This window comes from Rhabdobacter roseus (assembly GCF_014202275.1).
Classification (GTDB): Bacteria; Bacteroidota; Bacteroidia; order Cytophagales; family Spirosomataceae; genus Rhabdobacter; species Rhabdobacter roseus.
The window spans coordinates 1,059,233-1,075,306 of sequence record NZ_JACHGF010000002.1; the positions used below are offsets into that span (position 1 = coordinate 1,059,233).

9 protein-coding genes and 1 riboswitch are annotated in these 16,074 nt (G+C 54.8%); of the genes, 4 read left to right on the forward strand and 5 right to left on the reverse strand.

Annotated features, from left to right (window positions below; genetic code table 11):
* Positions 1–20: 20 nt before the first annotated feature.
* Complete coding sequence (locus HNQ92_RS09540) at positions 21–3,272, reverse strand: SusC/RagA family TonB-linked outer membrane protein (protein ID WP_184173505.1); 3,252 nt, start codon at positions 3,270–3,272, stop codon at positions 21–23.
* Positions 3,273–3,473: 201 nt separating this feature from the next.
* On the opposite strand from HNQ92_RS09540, the gene HNQ92_RS09545 reads away from it, so the two are divergent.
* Positions 3,474–7,469 carry a two-component regulator propeller domain-containing protein gene (locus tag HNQ92_RS09545; RefSeq protein WP_184173507.1) on the forward strand — a complete coding sequence of 1,332 codons (3,996 nt, stop codon included), beginning with the start codon at positions 3,474–3,476 and terminating at the stop codon, positions 7,467–7,469.
* A gap of 33 nt (positions 7,470–7,502) precedes the next feature.
* On the opposite strand, the gene HNQ92_RS09550 is transcribed toward HNQ92_RS09545, so the two are convergent.
* The gene (locus HNQ92_RS09550) at positions 7,503–8,255 is read right to left on the reverse strand and encodes a hypothetical protein (protein ID WP_184173509.1); all 753 of its coding nucleotides are present in this window, start codon (positions 8,253–8,255) and stop codon (positions 7,503–7,505) included.
* A 203-nt stretch (positions 8,256–8,458) separates the two neighbouring features.
* On the opposite strand from HNQ92_RS09550, the gene HNQ92_RS09555 reads away from it, so the two are divergent.
* The gene (locus tag HNQ92_RS09555; protein WP_184173511.1) at positions 8,459–8,860 is read left to right on the forward strand and encodes a COG3014 family protein; all 402 of its coding nucleotides are present in this window, start codon (positions 8,459–8,461) and stop codon (positions 8,858–8,860) included.
* 74 nt (positions 8,861–8,934) lie between these two features.
* Here the strand turns inward: HNQ92_RS09555 and HNQ92_RS09560 are convergent, their stop codons facing one another.
* The gene (locus tag HNQ92_RS09560) at positions 8,935–10,269 is read right to left on the reverse strand and encodes a TolC family protein (RefSeq protein WP_184173513.1); all 1,335 of its coding nucleotides are present in this window, start codon (positions 10,267–10,269) and stop codon (positions 8,935–8,937) included.
* 138 nt (positions 10,270–10,407) lie between these two features.
* Between HNQ92_RS09560 and HNQ92_RS09565 the strand changes: the two genes are divergently transcribed.
* Together HNQ92_RS09565 and HNQ92_RS09570 are read left to right on the forward strand one after the other, a co-directional pair.
* Positions 10,408–12,045 carry an amidohydrolase gene (locus HNQ92_RS09565; protein ID WP_184173515.1) on the forward strand — a complete coding sequence of 546 codons (1,638 nt, stop codon included), beginning with the start codon at positions 10,408–10,410 and terminating at the stop codon, positions 12,043–12,045.
* 53 nt (positions 12,046–12,098) lie between these two features.
* A complete protein-coding gene (locus tag HNQ92_RS09570) occupies positions 12,099–12,935 on the forward strand; it encodes an ion transporter (protein ID WP_184173517.1) in 837 nt (278 codons plus the stop codon).
* 233 nt (positions 12,936–13,168) lie between these two features.
* Here the strand turns inward: HNQ92_RS09570 and HNQ92_RS09575 are convergent, their stop codons facing one another.
* Entirely contained in the window at positions 13,169–14,221 is a 1,053-nt protein-coding gene (locus HNQ92_RS09575) for a homoserine O-acetyltransferase family protein (protein WP_184173519.1), read from the reverse strand.
* Between the two features lie 123 nt (positions 14,222–14,344).
* Positions 14,345–15,646, reverse strand: a complete 1,302-nt coding sequence (locus tag HNQ92_RS09580) for an O-acetylhomoserine aminocarboxypropyltransferase/cysteine synthase family protein (RefSeq protein WP_184173521.1) — start codon at positions 15,644–15,646, stop codon at positions 14,345–14,347.
* Positions 15,647–15,859: 213 nt separating this feature from the next.
* Positions 15,860–15,971, reverse strand: a riboswitch (SAM riboswitch).
* Between the last annotated feature and the right edge of the window lie 103 nt (positions 15,972–16,074).

Consider the following 16,074-nt stretch of genomic DNA (forward strand, 5'->3'; position numbering starts at 1 on the left):
TCAAAAATTGAAATTCAGGGTCAGAAAGTAGCCGAAAGGCCCACGGTCACTGACCGAACCGGCGGAATCAGCGCCCCGCCGCGATCGGCATCCTCGGGATCGAGACCGGTCCAGGGCGTAAGCACAAACAGGTTAGTACCTCCTACGTACAGCCTCAGTCCGTTGATAAAGCCCACCGAGCGCGTGAGCGAAGCCGGGAGCGAGTACCCCAACTGCACATTTTTGAGCCGCAGGAACGCGGCGCTCTCCACAAAGCGATCCGAGAAGCGGTTGTTGCCAGCCGGATCGGCCCGCACCGCGCGCGGCATGGTGGCGGAGGGGTTCTGGGATGTCCAGCGGTCCAGGGTCGTGGTCCATTGGTTGGAGCCCGTGCTAGACATGTTCTCCCCCGAAGCCCGCGCCGAATTGTAGCGGTACACGTCGCCGACACCCTGGAAGAAAACCGACAAATCAAAGCCTCTGTAATTTGCTCCCAGGCTGACGCCGTAGTAGTAGCCCGGAATAGTGCGCCCCAGCAGTGTGCGGTCGTTGGAGTTGACCACGCCGTCGGGCTCCTCGGAGCGTGGTTGTCCCGCCTCGGCAGGATCGCCGTAGACATCCTGAAAGTACATATCGCCGGGCTGGAAATTATTGTTATTATTGCCGTCTGAGTACTGCGCCCGCCAGGTGTCGATCTCGGCCTGGTTCTGAAAAACGCCCCCTACTTTATAGCCCCAGAGGTAGTTCATAGGCTGCCCTACTTCGATGCGCCCAAACTCGCCTCCAAAGGGCTGATCCTGAAAAGTTTTTTCTACCCGGTTGTCAACGGTGGTGAGGTTGGCCGAGAGGTTGTACTGGAAGACATTGCCGATTTTGCCCAGGTACCCCAGTTGCAGCTCAAAGCCTTTGTTCCGAACGGAGGCAATGTTCAGGATAGGCTGGTTTTGGTTCCCTACGCTGGCGGGCAGGTTAGCGGCTTGCAAAATACCGCTCGTCAGGCGGTTGTAGTACTCCACGGTGGCCGTCAGCCGGTTGTTAAAAAAAGCGCCATCGATCCCCAGACTGAACGTCTCGCCGACCTCCCACGACAGGTCCTCGACGGGAAAATCCAACAGCGCGACGCCGTTGATGAGGTTGCCGACGCCGTTGCCATTGCCGGAGCCCAAGGCGTAGTCGGGCGAGTTGGCAACTAGGGACAGGAACGCAAAGGAACGGGTTTCCTGATTTCCGAGCTGTCCCCAGCCAGTACGGATCTTAAGGTCACTAATGGCCGTCAGTGATTTCATAAACGGTTCCGCACTGAGCCGCCAGGCCGCCGATACCGCCGGGAAAGTACCCCAGCGGTAAGCGGGCGCAAAGCGGGAGGCCCCATCGCGCCGAACGGTGGCGTCGAGGTAGTACTTGTTGTTGTAATGATAGCTGAGACGCCCCAAGTACCCTTGCAGCGCGTTAATATCCCGCAGCGAGCCACCGTTGGAATACGGAATAACGCTGTTGACGTTTCGGAATTCGGGTTGGCTAAACTGAATTTGCGTGGACGAAGCCGATACGAAGTCGTAGGTGTAGCACTGGTCCATGGCGTTGAAGAGCAGGTCGAGGTGGTGCTCGCCGAATACCTTGGTGTAGTTTACGCTAAACTCCTTGACGATGTTGGCGTTGCGGGCGTGGCGTTCGCCGTAAGAGCCTTTGGAGGTACCGTTGCCCAGAGCGTAAGGGTTACCGGGTGTTTGCGAAAACAAGTACCCGTCAAAAGCGCTCCAGTCGTTCCGGCGGTTGTAGAGCCAGTCTACGCTTAGGGTACCTTTCACCTTCAGGCCGGCCAGGGGTTCTACCTGAAAAGACGCGCTTCCCATGTTTCGTAGCAGGTAAAATCTCCGATCGAACGTTTGCCTGGCTCCGAACCCGTTGGCGTTGGTTTCGGGTCCCCAGAGTAGGTTTACGGGCCCGTCGAACACAAAAGGCGGAATAGATTCCAGGTACTGGGGGCGCACGAAGTTCTCGATCACCTGCCCCAGCGCGGGGTTGGGCGCAAAAGTGGCTGATATGGAAGGAGCGTAGCCGTAAGGACCATTGGGGTCGTAGATGGGCTGCCAGGGTGATGTTTCGGCGGCGTACCGCAGGTCGTTGGGGGTGTTGGCTTCGGCTTCGGAATACGTGAGCCGGTAGGTTACACCCGCCGAAAATAGCTTGGAAATTTTGGTATCCACGTTGGTCGCCATCGAGTAGCGTTTGAGCTGATCGCCAATGAGCGCACCCGCCGTGCTGGTATATCCGCCGGAGACGTAGTAGCGGGTGGCCTCATTGCCGCCCGAAATGCGCAGGCTGTAATCGGTATTGGCCGCGTTCCGGTTGATGAGCGGCGTCTGCCAGTCTACCGTTTCTCTATTTCCGAGGTAGCGTGGATTGGCCGGGCTGAACTCGGCGGGTAGGTTGGCGGCTTCGTTGACATTGTTGGCATAAGCCTCCTGGTACAAGCTCGTAAACTGCGGAACTGTCAGCAAGTCAAATCGCTTCGCTACGTTTTGAATGCTATGAGAAACCGAAATATCTACCTTCGGGGCGCCCCGAGCCCCTTTTTTGGTCGTGATCAGAACTACGCCATTGGCGGCCCGTACGCCATAAATGGCCGCCGCTGAAGCGTCTTTCAGTACCGAGATGGACTCGATGTCGTTGGGATTGATCATGGAAAGTACATTGACCGGCCCCCGGATGTCAGCCACGACCGAGCCACTGGAGCCATCGGTACCGGCCCCATACTCGGTGAGAGGAATCCCGTCTACCACATAGAGCGGCTCGGCGTTTCCGAAGGTACTTACCCCCCGAATACGGACCTGAGGCCGGGCAAAAGCGCTTCCTCCCGGAGTAGAAACAAAAACGCCCGGCATCCGGCCCTGCATGGCCAGCTCGGGAGCCTGCGCTACACTTTTGCTGATTTCATCGGCCGACACCGTCGAGATAGCGCCCGTAAGGTCTTTTCGCTCCCGCGAGCCGTAGCCAATCACCACTACCTCGCTTAGTACTTTTTCGTCGGGCGAAAGGGCAATGGTATAGTCGGAGGCGTTGGTCAGTTCGATTTCCCGTGGCTGGTACCCCACAAACGAAATAACCAGCCGCCCCGTAGCGCCCACGCCTCCCAGCGTAAAACGCCCCTCCGCGTTGGTAGAGGTACCTTGGGTGGTACCGGCCAGAGTAACGGTAGCCCCGGGCAGCGGGGTATTTTCGCGGAGGTCGGTGACGAGGCCGCGAATGGTTCGGTCCTGAGCATAGCTTTCGCCAGTCCATAAAAGCGACAAGCCTACCAAGACTAGTATAAACTTTGCCCAACCTAAAGGGAGATTTGCTTGCATACTTTTCTACTTTTACGTCGTACGATAGAATAATTTCAAGCAAAGCTGTTATTTAAATAAGGAAACTCTGTCCTAGCCTGTCTTAGGAAGGAAGGAGACTAAAGTACGCACGATATGAAAGGGTGGTATGGGATGGTACTTTTAGGCATGGTAAGCATAGGAGTCCGCGCGCAGATTTCCTTTGAGCACCTAACTACGTCCGACGGCTTGTCGCAGAGCTCGGTGTTTGATCTCTTGCAGGATCAAAAAGGATTTATGTGGTTTGCCACCACCGACGGGCTCTGCCGCTACGACGGCTATACCTTCCGGGTTTTTCGTAGCCAGCCGCAGCAGCGCACGAGCCTTTCGGGCAACAACCTGTCTGCCCTTTATGAAGATAGCCATGGTACCTTGTGGATAGGTACCCGTAATCAGGGACTAAACCGCCTGCGGCCCGACGGCGAAACCTTTGATCGGCAGCCGGTCGGTGAGGAATTGGCCAAAGCCACCATTCGCTGCTTTCAGGAAGATGCGCTGGGTAACCTTTGGATAGGTACCTCCGAGTCGGGATTATATGTATTAAGCCCGCACCAGGAGCTACGAGCCTTCAAGCCCGAGCTAACCGCCCCCCGCATCAATGCCGTATTTCGCGATCCGCAAAATCGCCTTTGGTTTGGGCTGGATGGGCACCTGATGCTTCTAGACCCGGTTACCCGGCAGCATCAGCTTTTTGCACTACCCCCTGCTTCTCAGGCCGCCCATCAGCACAATGTCATCAACGCCATCTACCAGGACCAGCGGGGGCGGCTCTGGGTAGGTACCAACGGCAACGGCCTCTTTCAGTTCGATTATCCCAACCGGCGGTTTGAGCGCTGGCTGTATGACCCGGCCGTTTATGAGAAAAACAACATGATCATGCACCTGGCCGAAGACCGGCACGCCAACCTCTGGGTATGCACCGACTACGGTATTTACTTCTGCCCCAAGGGTGAAATTTCCCAACGGCAACACCTGCTGCCGGGCGAAGCTACCGAAAGTACCCTTTCCACGCATGCTACCAAGAAAATGCTCTGCGACCAAGACGGCAATGTATGGGTAGGTACCTGGGAAGGGGGCGTGAATGTAGCCTACGCCCAGCCCGAGCTAATCTCCACCTTTGAATACAAACCCCACAATCCGCTAAGCCTGCTTGCTCCCAAAGTAGCAGCGGTGTGTACAGACTCCGCCGGAGGTACCTGGCTGGGCTCCATAAAAGGGCTGACCTACCTCAGCCCGCAGGGTAGTTTGCGGCACTTTACGGTTCAGAATTCGGCCATCGCCGACAACGACATCAACTGCCTGCTCCGTACGCCTGGTAATCGAATCCTAATAAGTACCTGGAACGCGGGCTTTGATCTCTTTGACCCTGCCTTGGGTACCTTCCGGCACTTTGAAAAAGAGCTGGGCCGCAGTAAGTCAATCCGGACCTTCGCCCCCGCGCGCGACGGAACCATTTGGTTAAGTACCCAAGAGAACCAGCTGTTCAGGCTGGATGAAAAGAAAGGTACTTTGACGGAGGTAGATCTTCGTTTTATCCCCCCGGCGGTGCGGGCGATGGGGTTTGTCTCCCTGCTCGAAGATTCGTACGGAAATCTGTGGCTGGGCACCTATTCCTCCGGCCTTCTGTGCTGGAATCTGAAAAGCGGTAAGGTACTTCATTTTGTCCATAAGGCTCACAAGCCCCAATCACTTCCCGACAACGCCATTTCTACGCTTTTTGAGGATTCCCAACGGCGCCTGTGGGTAGGTACCAGCAACGGGGGCATTGGTCTGTATCAACCCGCTCAAAAGCAATTTGCGCACTATACCACCCGCGAAGGACTACCCAGTAATAACATAGCCAGCCTTATTGACGACAAAGCGGGAAGACTATGGATAAGTACCAATGGGGGGCTTTCCTGCCTTGATCCTAAGACAAAAAGCATCCAGAATTTTTTGGAAAGTGACGGGATTCTGGGCCCTGAGTTTATCTCCGACGCCTGCGCCAAAGCTCCCGACGGAGCGTTACTTTTTGGCAGTATGCGTGGGTTGACGCGGTTCCGGCCCGAAGAACTCACGCGTCTCCGCCCGGCTCCCCCCGTGTATCTGACCAGCCTGAAGCTCTTCAACCGGCCCGTCTCCGCTCGTGACCCCCAGGCACCATTCCGTACCGACCTGGCCACCAGTCCGCCGATCACGTTGCATCCTTCCCAGTCGGTGGTGACGCTAGAGTGGGCGGGGCTGGCTTTTCAGAAAAACAAAAATATCCACTATGCCTACCTGCTCGAAGGCTTTGATACTGATTGGAACTACGTAGGGACGACCCGCTCGGCCACCTACACCAACCTGGACCACGGCCAGTACCGTTTTCAGGTAAAGGCGTCAGTGGGGAATGACGCCTGGAGTACACCGTTGGTAGTACGCGTGGAAGTGCTTCCGCCCTGGTACAAAACCTGGTGGGCCTACTTGCTTTATCTTAGCCTTTTTGTGGGAATTTTACTGGCATTGCGCCAAACGCTCCTTACGCGCGAGCGCCTGAAAGCCGACATTCGGATTCGGCAGATTGAAGCGGATAACATCAGAGCCCTGGACGAAGCTAAAACCGGCTTTTTTACCAATATATCCCACGAGTTTCGAACCCCGCTGACGCTCATTATCACCCCGCTGGAAAAACTTCTGGCCAACACCACCCTCGACGAACGCCTGGCGCACCAGGCCCGGCTGATGTACCGCAACGCCAACCGGCTCCTGCGCCTGATCAACCAGCTACTCGACCTAGCCAAGCTGGAAAGCGGTAGCCTGACGCCCGACATAGCGCCGCATGAGCTGGTGGGGTTTGTGGAGCGGATTGTGCAATCATTTGAAGAATGGGCCGAAACCAAGGGTATTCAGGTGCTTTTCAAAGCTAATTTTGACGCGTACGAAGGGTACTTTGACGTGGATATGCTCGAAAAGATTGTGTACAATTTACTCTCCAACGCCTTTAAATTCACCCCCGATCAAGGGGAGATTCGGGTCACGCTGACTATACAGGCCCCAGAGACTGTCACGCTTAAAGTAGAGGATAGTGGCATGGGTATGGCGGAGGAGCACCAAGCACACATTTTCGATCGTTTTTATCAGATCAACGGAGAAAATAAACCAAAGAAACTAGGGAGCGGCATCGGCTTGGCCCTCACCCGCGAGCTGGTAGAGCGGCTCGGCGGTACGATCCGGGTAGAAAGTCACCTACAGGCTGGCACTACCTTTACCGTGGTACTTCCCATCTGTTCGGAAGCTTTTCCGCCGGAGTGGCTGTCCGAAAGTCTCCCCCTTGCAAGCCGGGCTTCGGTCAATCGCCTGCCCATGCTGCCGACCTCCGACTACCTCGAAAAGTCGCCCGCGAAGTCGCTGCCTTCGGTACTGGTGGTGGAGGACAACGAAGAGTTGAGGCAGTACCTTTTGGAAACCCTGACGCAGCACTACCATGTTTTTGCGGCCGCTAACGGCCGGGAGGGTTTCGCAATGGCAAAAAAACACCTCCCCGACCTGATCATTTCCGACTGGCTCATGGACGAAATGGACGGTGTGGAGCTTTATCAGGCGCTTCGCACCGACGAAACCACCAACCACATTCCGTTCATTTTGCTTACTTCCCGCTCGGCCCGGCAAAGCCAGCTTCAGGCCCTGGAAACCGGCATGGACGATTTTATCTCGAAGCCCTTCAACCTGGAATTACTGGAACTGAAAATCAAAAATCTAATTCAGAACCGGAAAGTTCTTCGGGAAAAATTTAGTCGACATTTTCTACTGCAACCAGCGGAGGTTCACCTTCTGCCCGCCGACGAACAGTTTGTGAAAAAAGTAACGGATGTGGTGGAGCATCACCTGGACGACCCGCACTTCGACGTAGAAAAATTAGAAGAAGCCCTCAACCTGAGCCGGATGCAGCTGTATCGCAAGCTCAAGAGCATTACTGATTTTTCGGGTGTTGAGTTTATTAGGTACCTACGCCTGCAAAGAGCCCGGCAATTACTTTCGAGCCAGCAATACAACGTCTCGGAAGTAGCCTACCAGGTGGGGTTCAACGATCCGGCCTATTTTAGTCGATGTTTTAAAAAGCAGTTTGGCCAATCGCCCCAGGATACGCTAGGTACCCGCGCTTAATAGGGGTACTTTCGGCACATTGCATCGGTGGTCTTACTTGCATTTGGCCAAAACTACCTCGGCTAGTTTTTTGGCCAGGGCTTTGTTTTCTTGCGGGTCGGCACTTACATCGGCATAGATCCGGAAGACGGTTCGGCCCTTCAGGACGATCAAGGCACGATCCATAGCATCCCAAGCGGCGGCATCGCCTATGCCTTCGAAAGAATCAAATTGGGCCATATCGGTCAGGCTGCCTCCCAGGGTATTGCCCGCTTTCTTTTCCGTATCTGATAATTTCTTCCCGTCGTCTTTGGTGTGTTTTTCGAGGCCTTCCTGCATGGCTTCTCGCGCTTTCACTTTTTCTTCTTCGGTGAGGGTCCGGTACGAAGACTTAAAAATGTTTAGTGCGTTTTGATCGGGCTTGTACTGGGATATATCCCCCACACCCAGCCGGTTGTGGGAAGGTACCTCCATCGTACGGTCGCCTATTTTTAGCTTGCGGATTCGCTCGCTGGGCCAAGTGTAGATCGCTTGCTGGTAATTTACGGGCGCGTACTTTGTTTCGTACTTATAGGTAGCTTTGGACAAATCCTCCGGGAAGTGTTGGGCTATTTCATCCTTGGTGAGTAGCTGGTCCAGCCGGGTCTGGTACTCAAACAGGCATTGTCCGTCCGCCTCGGAGGAAGCCGAATTGGATTTTTCGGCAACCGCAGTGGCGGTGTTCTCCGCCGTGGTGTTATCGGAAGTAGCTGGCTGACAGCCCCAAATTACAAGGCCTAGAAAAGCCGCAGAAATAGTGCGTTTCATCAATACTAAGGGGTCAAGGTTTGAAGTTCTTTTTACATCCTGCAAGCTGGTCGTGAATGCTCAAATGTAAAAGTACCACCTATCGAATCTACGCTCTAGCCTGATTTCCGGGCGTAGTAACTTAGTAGTTGGGCTGGTTGGCATTAAACTTTAAGGCTTGTGAGGTGTCAAAACTACCAGTTAGAAACCAATTGTAAAAAGCCATGAAGAAAATGATGATGCTGATGGTGGCCCTGGGGCTGCTATTTACCGGTTGTGCTACGTCCACCACGTCTACAACCCAACGCGACGACCGGCGCAATGAACAACGCGATGACCGGCGTAACGAACAACGCGACGACACCCGCCTGGCCAACAACCTGGATCGCTACGCGGGCGAGCTGAATTTGTCCACCCGGCAGGTACGGCAAATGAAGCAGATCGACCGGAAGTACGACCGGAAAATAAAAAGAGTAGCGGCCAAGAAAGGCTCTAAACGCGCCGAGCAGCGTCGACTTCGGGAAGAAAAGCAGGAAGAAAAGCTGAGCGTACTCACGCCCGAGCAGCACCAAAAGCTCCGTTCGCTGGTAGATCGCCGTCGGCCGTTCCGGTCGCGGCGCGGCTAAGTACCCAAGTCTTTGTACATAAATAGGTCAAGTACCCTGAGTCAAAAAGTTTTCTTGGCTCAGGGTACTTTTGTTTACTGGCGGGGCCGCTCTTGCAGGATGGTGCTACTGAGCCTGGTCAGCTCGATCTCGGCCAGCTTGGCGTTGTACTGGGCTTCGATCAGCCGCGTTTCGGCGGCGATGGTATTGCGCTGGACTTCCCGAAACTCATAGGGCGTTGAATTTCCGACCCGGTAGCGCTCAAACGCAATGTCCACGTTTTGGCTGGCGATCTTGAAATTTTGCTCTTCCAGGTCTACGAGTTGCAGGCTGTTCTGGTAGTTGGAATAGCTCTGCTGTAAAGCCGCCAGCAGCTGCGTCCGCAAATCGGACTCCTGATCTTCGTTGATGAGCGCGTTGATCCGGGCGTTCTGGATACGGCGGCGCTGGTTGAAGCCATCAAAAATATTCACCGACACCCGCGCGCCGTAGCTCCACACGTCGTTGCGGGCGTTTCGTATCCCAAAGCCGGCCTGGTTGTTGGTGGTGTTGTAGTTGAAGCCCCCCAGCAGATCCACCTGAGGATACATCTGGGCCGTCAGTGCTTTTACGTCCAGTTCGGCCAGGCGGCGTTGTTGGGCCGCCAGTACCAAGTTGGGGTTCTGGCTCAGCATGGACTGGCGCAGGTCGTCAATGACGAAGTCACGCCGGAAGATAATGGTATCCGGCACCATGTAGTCTTCCGACGGGTTGCGGGCCAGGAGCGTATTCAAGTCTATTTTGGCGTTGCGAAATACCTGTACCTGAGCGATAAGCGCGGCTGTATCGCTGTTATAATCTACCTGGGCGTTGATGTAATCTACCTTGGAGCCCGCACCTACTTCGTAGTTGGCCTTGAGTAGCTCCAGCCGGTCTTTGGAAATGCCGAGCGCATTTTGCAAAGCGCGTACCCGCTGGTACTCCCGCACGATCTGGTAGTACACGGAGCTAATCTGGGCTACGGTGTTCTCAATGGTGACCTTCGCGTTGGACCGCCCCGCTTCTTCCAGCTGCCGCAGCCGATCGGCCGCCACGAACATGCCCAGGCCGTCGAAGATGGTCCATACCAGCGAGCCCCCGGACGAGGAGTTGTTGTTGTTAACGCCCCGGCGGTCCAGCGGCGGCTGCAACTCATTGAAGAACTCCTGCCGCAGGTGGCTGGACGAAAAGTTCTTCTGGGCAATCCCGGCTAAACTCGGCAGAAAACCCGCATTCCCCAGCGTGTTGTCGTTGATGGCCATCTCTACCCTCCTCTGCGCAATACGTATGGAGTAGTTGTTTTCGAGGGCCACCGCAATGGCTTTCTCTAACGTGAGCTTCTCCTGAGCCTTTCCGCTCGTCAGCGTAACCAGCGCTAACACGAGCGATACACAAATCCTTCTAAATAGCATAGCAACAGATAAAAAGGGGTTTCAAATGTTTATTCAGTTTTGCGGGTTTATACAATTATTTTATCTTTCAAATCCTAAGTACCTGGCTGACTTGATTATTTTATAAAACAATCTCAAATCTACAACCTACTTGCGTGTATGTACAACATTTTACGGCTACTATTCCTAAATATTATTGTATTTGTTTCCGGTTGTCGGGTACGTACCTCCGTTGACCTCATCGTCCACCACGCGCAAGTCTACACCGTTGACTCTTCTTTTACCATTCACGAAGCCTTTGCCGTTAAAGACGGGCAGTTTCTGGCGGTGGGTACCTCGGCAGATATTCTCAGAGAGTACGAAGCCGATTCGGTAGTGGATGCCCAGGGCAACGCCATTTATCCCGGTTTCTACGACCCCCACAGCCACTTTTTGGGCCTGGGACAAATGCTGGACGTCGCAAACCTGGTAGGTACTTCGTCTTACGAAGAGATTATTGAAAAACTAAAAGCCTTTCGGCAGCAAAATCCCGACCAGGCCTGGCTCATTGGCCGGGGCTGGGACCAGAACGATTGGCCCACGAAGCAATTTCCGGACAACAGACGGCTCGACGAAGCCTTTCCGGATGTACCGGTTTTTATTACCCGCATCGACGGCCACGCCGCCCTGGCCAACTCCAAAGCCCTGCGCCTGGCCCGGATCAGCGCCAGTACCCGAACGGACGGCGGCCTGGTAGAACTACGAAATGGCCAGCCCACGGGTATCCTGATCGACAACGCCATGCAGTTTGTGCGCCTGGTGATTCCCCGCCCTACGGTTGAAGAGAAGAAAGAAATGCTGCAAGCCGCCGAAAAGGCCTGCCTGGCCGTGGGCCTTACCAGTGTATCCGACGCCGGCATCGACCGGCCCGACATCGAGCTCATTGACCAGATGCACCGCGAGGGTACTTTGAAGATACGCGACTACGCCATGATCAGCGTGAGCCCTACCAACCTGGACTACTACCTGCCCAAAGGTACCTACCAAAGCGACCGGCTCACGGTCGCTTCGTTCAAGATCTACGCCGACGGCGCGCTGGGCTCGCGCGGCGCTTGCCTGCTCGCACCCTACGCCGATTCCCCCACCAGCGGCTTTTTGCTGGCGAGCCCCGCTGAGCTCGACGATTTTATCTCGCGGATTGCCAAAAGTACCTTTCAGGCCAATACCCACTGCATCGGCGACTCGGCCAACCGGCTGGTGCTGGACCTCTACGGCAAGTACCTCGGAGGCGCTAACGAGCGCCGCTGGCGCATCGAGCACGCCCAGGTAGTGGCCCCCGACGATGTACCCAAATTTGGTACCTTCAACGTCATCCCGTCGGTACAGCCTACCCACACCACCTCCGACATGTACTGGGCCGGGGAGCGGCTGGGCCCTGAGCGCGTCCGGACGGCCTATGCTTTCAAAGACCTGCTGCAACAAAATGGTTTGATCGCGTTCGGGAGTGACTTTCCGGTAGAAGACATCAATCCGCTCTTCGGCTTTCACGCGGCCGTGGCCCGGGTAGATGCCAAAGGGTACCCACCGGGCGGTTTTCAAAAAGAGAACGCCGTAAGCCGCCCCGACGCCCTGCGCGCCATGACGATCTGGGCGGCCTATGCCAACTTTGAGGAGAAAAAACGCGGAAGCATTGAAGTCGGCAAGCTGGCCGATTTTGTGATGCTGGAAAAAGACATTATGAAAATCCCCGAGAACGAACTCCGGGCGGTACGGGTACTTCGGACGGTCATTGGCGGGGAAACCCTGTATGGGCGGTAGGGCAGCCGCTTTACAGGCACCTTCAAACTCTTTTTTTAACAAATTGAAGACTCATGCAAAGTACCTTACGCAAAAAAATACACCAGGCCCTTACCATCAGCCGGACCAAAAATCATCCCTACGCGCTGGATGTGAACCTGTTTATTTTCGGGCTCATTTTTCTTAATTCGCTCGCCATTATCCTCTACTCGGTACCCAGTATACAGGCCTACCCCCACGCGGAAGAATTTTTCTATGCCTTCGAGGTGTTTTCGGTATCGGTATTCAGCCTGGAGTACCTGCTCCGGCTGTGGTCCTGCGTGGAAGACGCCCGCTACCGTCATCCGATCCGGGGACGGATCAAGTTCGTTTTCTCGGCCTGGTCCCTGATTGACTTACTGGCCATAGTACCTTTCTACCTTTCTTTTTTTACCGCCGGTTTCGGCCTGATCCGGATCTTACGTATTCTGCGGCTGATCCGTCTCATTCGGTTTAGTCGCTATTCCCAGGCTCTGAATATGATCAGGAAAGCCATCGAGTACACCAAGGAGGAGCTGGTACTCAGCTTTACGTTTGTTCTTTTTGCGGTACTGATCGCTTCCAGCATCATTTATTACCTCGAAAATCCCGTCCAGCCGGAGCTTTTTCCCAGCATTCCGGCCTCCATTTGGTGGGGCATCGTGACGATGACCACCGTGGGCTACGGCGACGTGTACCCGATCACTAACCTGGGCAAAATCTTTGGCGGGCTCATCGCCGTCATGGGAATTGCCCTTTTCAGCCTCCCTACCGGCATTTTTGCCTCGGGTTTTCTGGACCAGATCAATCAACGAAAAAAAGGAGAACAAAAAAAGATGAAATGCCCGCACTGTGGAGAAGAAATCCACGAAGAAGCCGAAACCCATCACTAGGTACTTTGGCGGAAGGTACTTTAACGGAAGATTTTGAAAACGTAAAAGTAATTCTTTTATAACGGGCTTATTTGAATACCAACTAAAAGAGAAAGAAGTACCTTCCCGGCCTCGTTCGACCAAAGTACTTCTTCCTCTGCTTTTATCAAGTACCGTCATAAAGTACCCTTGCCCGCCTAAAGTACCCCTACCTGAAAGGTACTTTGAGCAAAAGGCACCCAGCAAGTACCCCTTTAGTCTACCGATAAGAGCTCCAGCTGTCCGCGGCTCTCCTGCCAGGCCTTGATCACTTGCGTAAGCTGCTTGTATTCGATCAAAAAGCCATCGTGGCCGTAGAGTGAGTCGATTTCCCGGTAGACGGCATCCGGAATGTGGCGCGCCAACAACTGCTGCTCCACCACCGGAAACAGCATATCAGACTTGATTCCTACCACCAGCGTGTGGGCTTTTACCAAGCCCAGGGCGTGCACAATCCCACCGCGATTGCGACCTACGTTGTGCGAATCCATCACTTTGGTAAGCGTGTAGTACGAAAAGGCGTTGAAGCGTTTCACAAATTTGTCGCCCTGGTACTGCTGGTACGACGACGCCCGGAAATCGTCGGTTTGGTCGGGGTTGTCGCGGGCCTGGGTGAAATTGTAGGTGTCGTAGTTGCGGTAGGAAAGCAAGGCCACCGAGCGCGCCGCCTTCATCCCTTGCAGGCCCGCCTCCGGATGCTTGTCCTGCCAGGTACCATCCGCCTGGATGGCCATGCGCTGCGATTCGTTGAACGCCACGCCCCAGGACGAATGAACGGCGTTGGAAGCGATCAGAATCAGCTCCTCGAACAGCTCAGGTACCTGGATGGCCCATTCCAGCGCCTGCTGGCCACCCAACGACCCTCCGATGCCCACACGGATCTTCTTGATTTCGAGCTCCTGCCGCAGCAGGTCCATCGCTCCTACGATGTCCCGCACGGTTATTACCGGGAAGTCGTGGTAGTACGGCTGCCGGGTCTGGGCGTTGACCGACAGCGGACCAGTGGAGCCGTAGGCCGAGCCCAGTACATTGACGCAAATGATGTAGTGCCGCGCGGGATCAAAATGCTTGCCCGGCCCCACGAGCCCATCCCACCATTCGGCCGCATTGGCGCTGCCGGTGAGGGCATGGCACACCCAAATGATGTTATCATCGGCGGGGCTGCGGGTACCTAAGGTCATGTAAGACAGCTCAAAACCGGGCAACTCACGGCCTAATTCCAGGTTGTACGTATAAGAGTACTTAAAAATCTTTTTGTCGGGTTGCATACGTACCAGAGCACTAAAATGTGGCTTCCCGGCCGGACCGCTTGGTAGCCAACCGGGAAGCTATTATCAGGTTTTTTATGTATAGCAAAAACAGACTCTCACCTGCGTTTCGGCAGGTACCTGCTACAACTGAGCAAAAGCTTGTTCAAAATCCGCTTTGATATCGTCGATATGCTCAATACCGGTCGATACCCGCAGCTGCCCCGGCGCTACACCAGCCGCCTCGAGGCCCGTATCCGAAAGCTGCGAGTGCGTGGTGCTGGCCGGGTGAATGATCAGCGTCTTGGAGTCGCCCACGTTCGCCAGGTGGCTCGTCAGTTTCAGCGCGTTCACAAACTGGTCGGCGGCCTCTTTGCCCGCTTTCAGCTTGAAGGAAAGCACCGAGCCCGCGCCGCGGGTGAGGTACTTGCTGGCCAGCGCCTGGTACTTATTGCCGTCCAGACCGGGGTAGTTTACGTACTCTACCGCGGGATTTTCCTGCAACCACTGCGCCAGCTTGAGGGCATTTTCGCAGGCGCGCTCCACGCGCAGCGTAAGGGTTTCCAGGCCTTGCAACAGCAAAAATGAGTTGAACGGACTTTGCGAAGGGCCCCAGTCGCGCAGGCCTTCTACCCGCGCCCGGATGATGTACTGGATATTGCCGAAGGGACCGTTCTTTCCAAAAACATCATTGAATACCAGCCCGTGGTAGCTGGGCGAGGGGTCCGTGAACTGGGGGTACTTGCCGTTGCCCCAGTCAAAGGTACCGGCGTCTACGATCACGCCGCCCATGGTAGTGCCGTGCCCGCCGATCCACTTCGTAGCAGACTCCACAATGACGTGAGCACCCCACTTAATGGGCTGGCAAATGGCACCGCCCGCCCCAAAAGTATTGTCTACGATAATGGGTAAGTCGTACTTCTTGGCTAGCTGCGCAAAGGCTTCAAAGTCAGGAACGCTGTAACTCGGGTTGCCGATGGTTTCGAGGTAGATTGCCTTGGTTTTGTCGTCGATGAGTTTTTCAAAGCTCGACACGTCGTCGCCATTGGCAAAGCGCGCCTCGACGCCGATATTTTTAAATTGATTTTTGAACTGATTGAAACTACCCCCGTAGAGGAACGAGGTAGTTACGAAGTTATCGCCTACGGTGGTGATGTTGTTGATGGCCAAAAACTGAGCCGCGTGGCCCGAAGCCACCGCGAGCGCCGCCACGCCCCCTTCCAGGGCCGCCACGCGTTTTTCAAACACGTCGGTGGTAGGGTTCATGATGCGCGTATAGATATTACCGAACTCCTTCAAAGCAAAGAGGTTGGCTCCGTGCTCGGAGCTATTGAACGTGTAGGAGGTAGTTTGGTAAATAGGTACCGCCCGCGAGTTGGTGGTAGCGTCTATTTCCTGGCCCGCGTGTAGCTGGAGCGTTTCGAAGCGATAATCTGGCTGTGACATTGGTGGTTTAGAGATGGTTTAGTGTAGGAAATAAATACGAAAGTTCCGGATCGCGGAGTGCACAGGTACCTAGCAGAACGAGTCCTGTCCTGATCAGCAACGCATACAACACCCGTCCGGGGTCGCCGACGACCGGAATGAGAGAATGAAGCTTAAGGGGGTACTTTCCCCCTCACCTAGTGTACGTAAGGATCGACTTTTCATGCGCGTTTGAGTTTATATTCCCTAATGAATTAGGTGGGAGTTAGCACCTTGCCCCGGTTGCGCTTGGGGTAGGTTGCCAGAGGTTCGCTGAGCCCATTCTCTAGCCTCTTCTTTATAAATCAACCGCTGTGATACGTGAAGCAATTGACTTGATGCTGCAATATTACAGTTGGATCGTTACAAAACCAAACCTGCCCCTATTTTTATCATGGGGTCCCGTATCG

What these genes read in the sequence shown, in the direction of transcription:
- HNQ92_RS09545 (WP_184173507.1), top strand. Translation starts at nt 3,474, where the DNA reads ATGGTAAGCATAGGAGTCCGCGCGCAGATTTCCTTTGAGCACCTAACT.
- HNQ92_RS09550 (WP_184173509.1), bottom strand. Translation starts at nt 8,255, where the DNA reads ATGAAACGCACTATTTCTGCGGCTTTTCTAGGCCTTGTAATTTGGGGC.
- HNQ92_RS09555 (WP_184173511.1), top strand. Translation starts at nt 8,459, where the DNA reads ATGAAGAAAATGATGATGCTGATGGTGGCCCTGGGGCTGCTATTTACC.
- HNQ92_RS09560 (WP_184173513.1), bottom strand. Translation starts at nt 10,269, where the DNA reads ATGCTATTTAGAAGGATTTGTGTATCGCTCGTGTTAGCGCTGGTTACG.
- HNQ92_RS09565 (WP_184173515.1), top strand. Translation starts at nt 10,408, where the DNA reads ATGTACAACATTTTACGGCTACTATTCCTAAATATTATTGTATTTGTT.
- HNQ92_RS09570 (WP_184173517.1), top strand. Translation starts at nt 12,099, where the DNA reads ATGCAAAGTACCTTACGCAAAAAAATACACCAGGCCCTTACCATCAGC.
- HNQ92_RS09575 (WP_184173519.1), bottom strand. Translation starts at nt 14,221, where the DNA reads ATGCAACCCGACAAAAAGATTTTTAAGTACTCTTATACGTACAACCTG.
- HNQ92_RS09580 (WP_184173521.1), bottom strand. Translation starts at nt 15,646, where the DNA reads ATGTCACAGCCAGATTATCGCTTCGAAACGCTCCAGCTACACGCGGGC.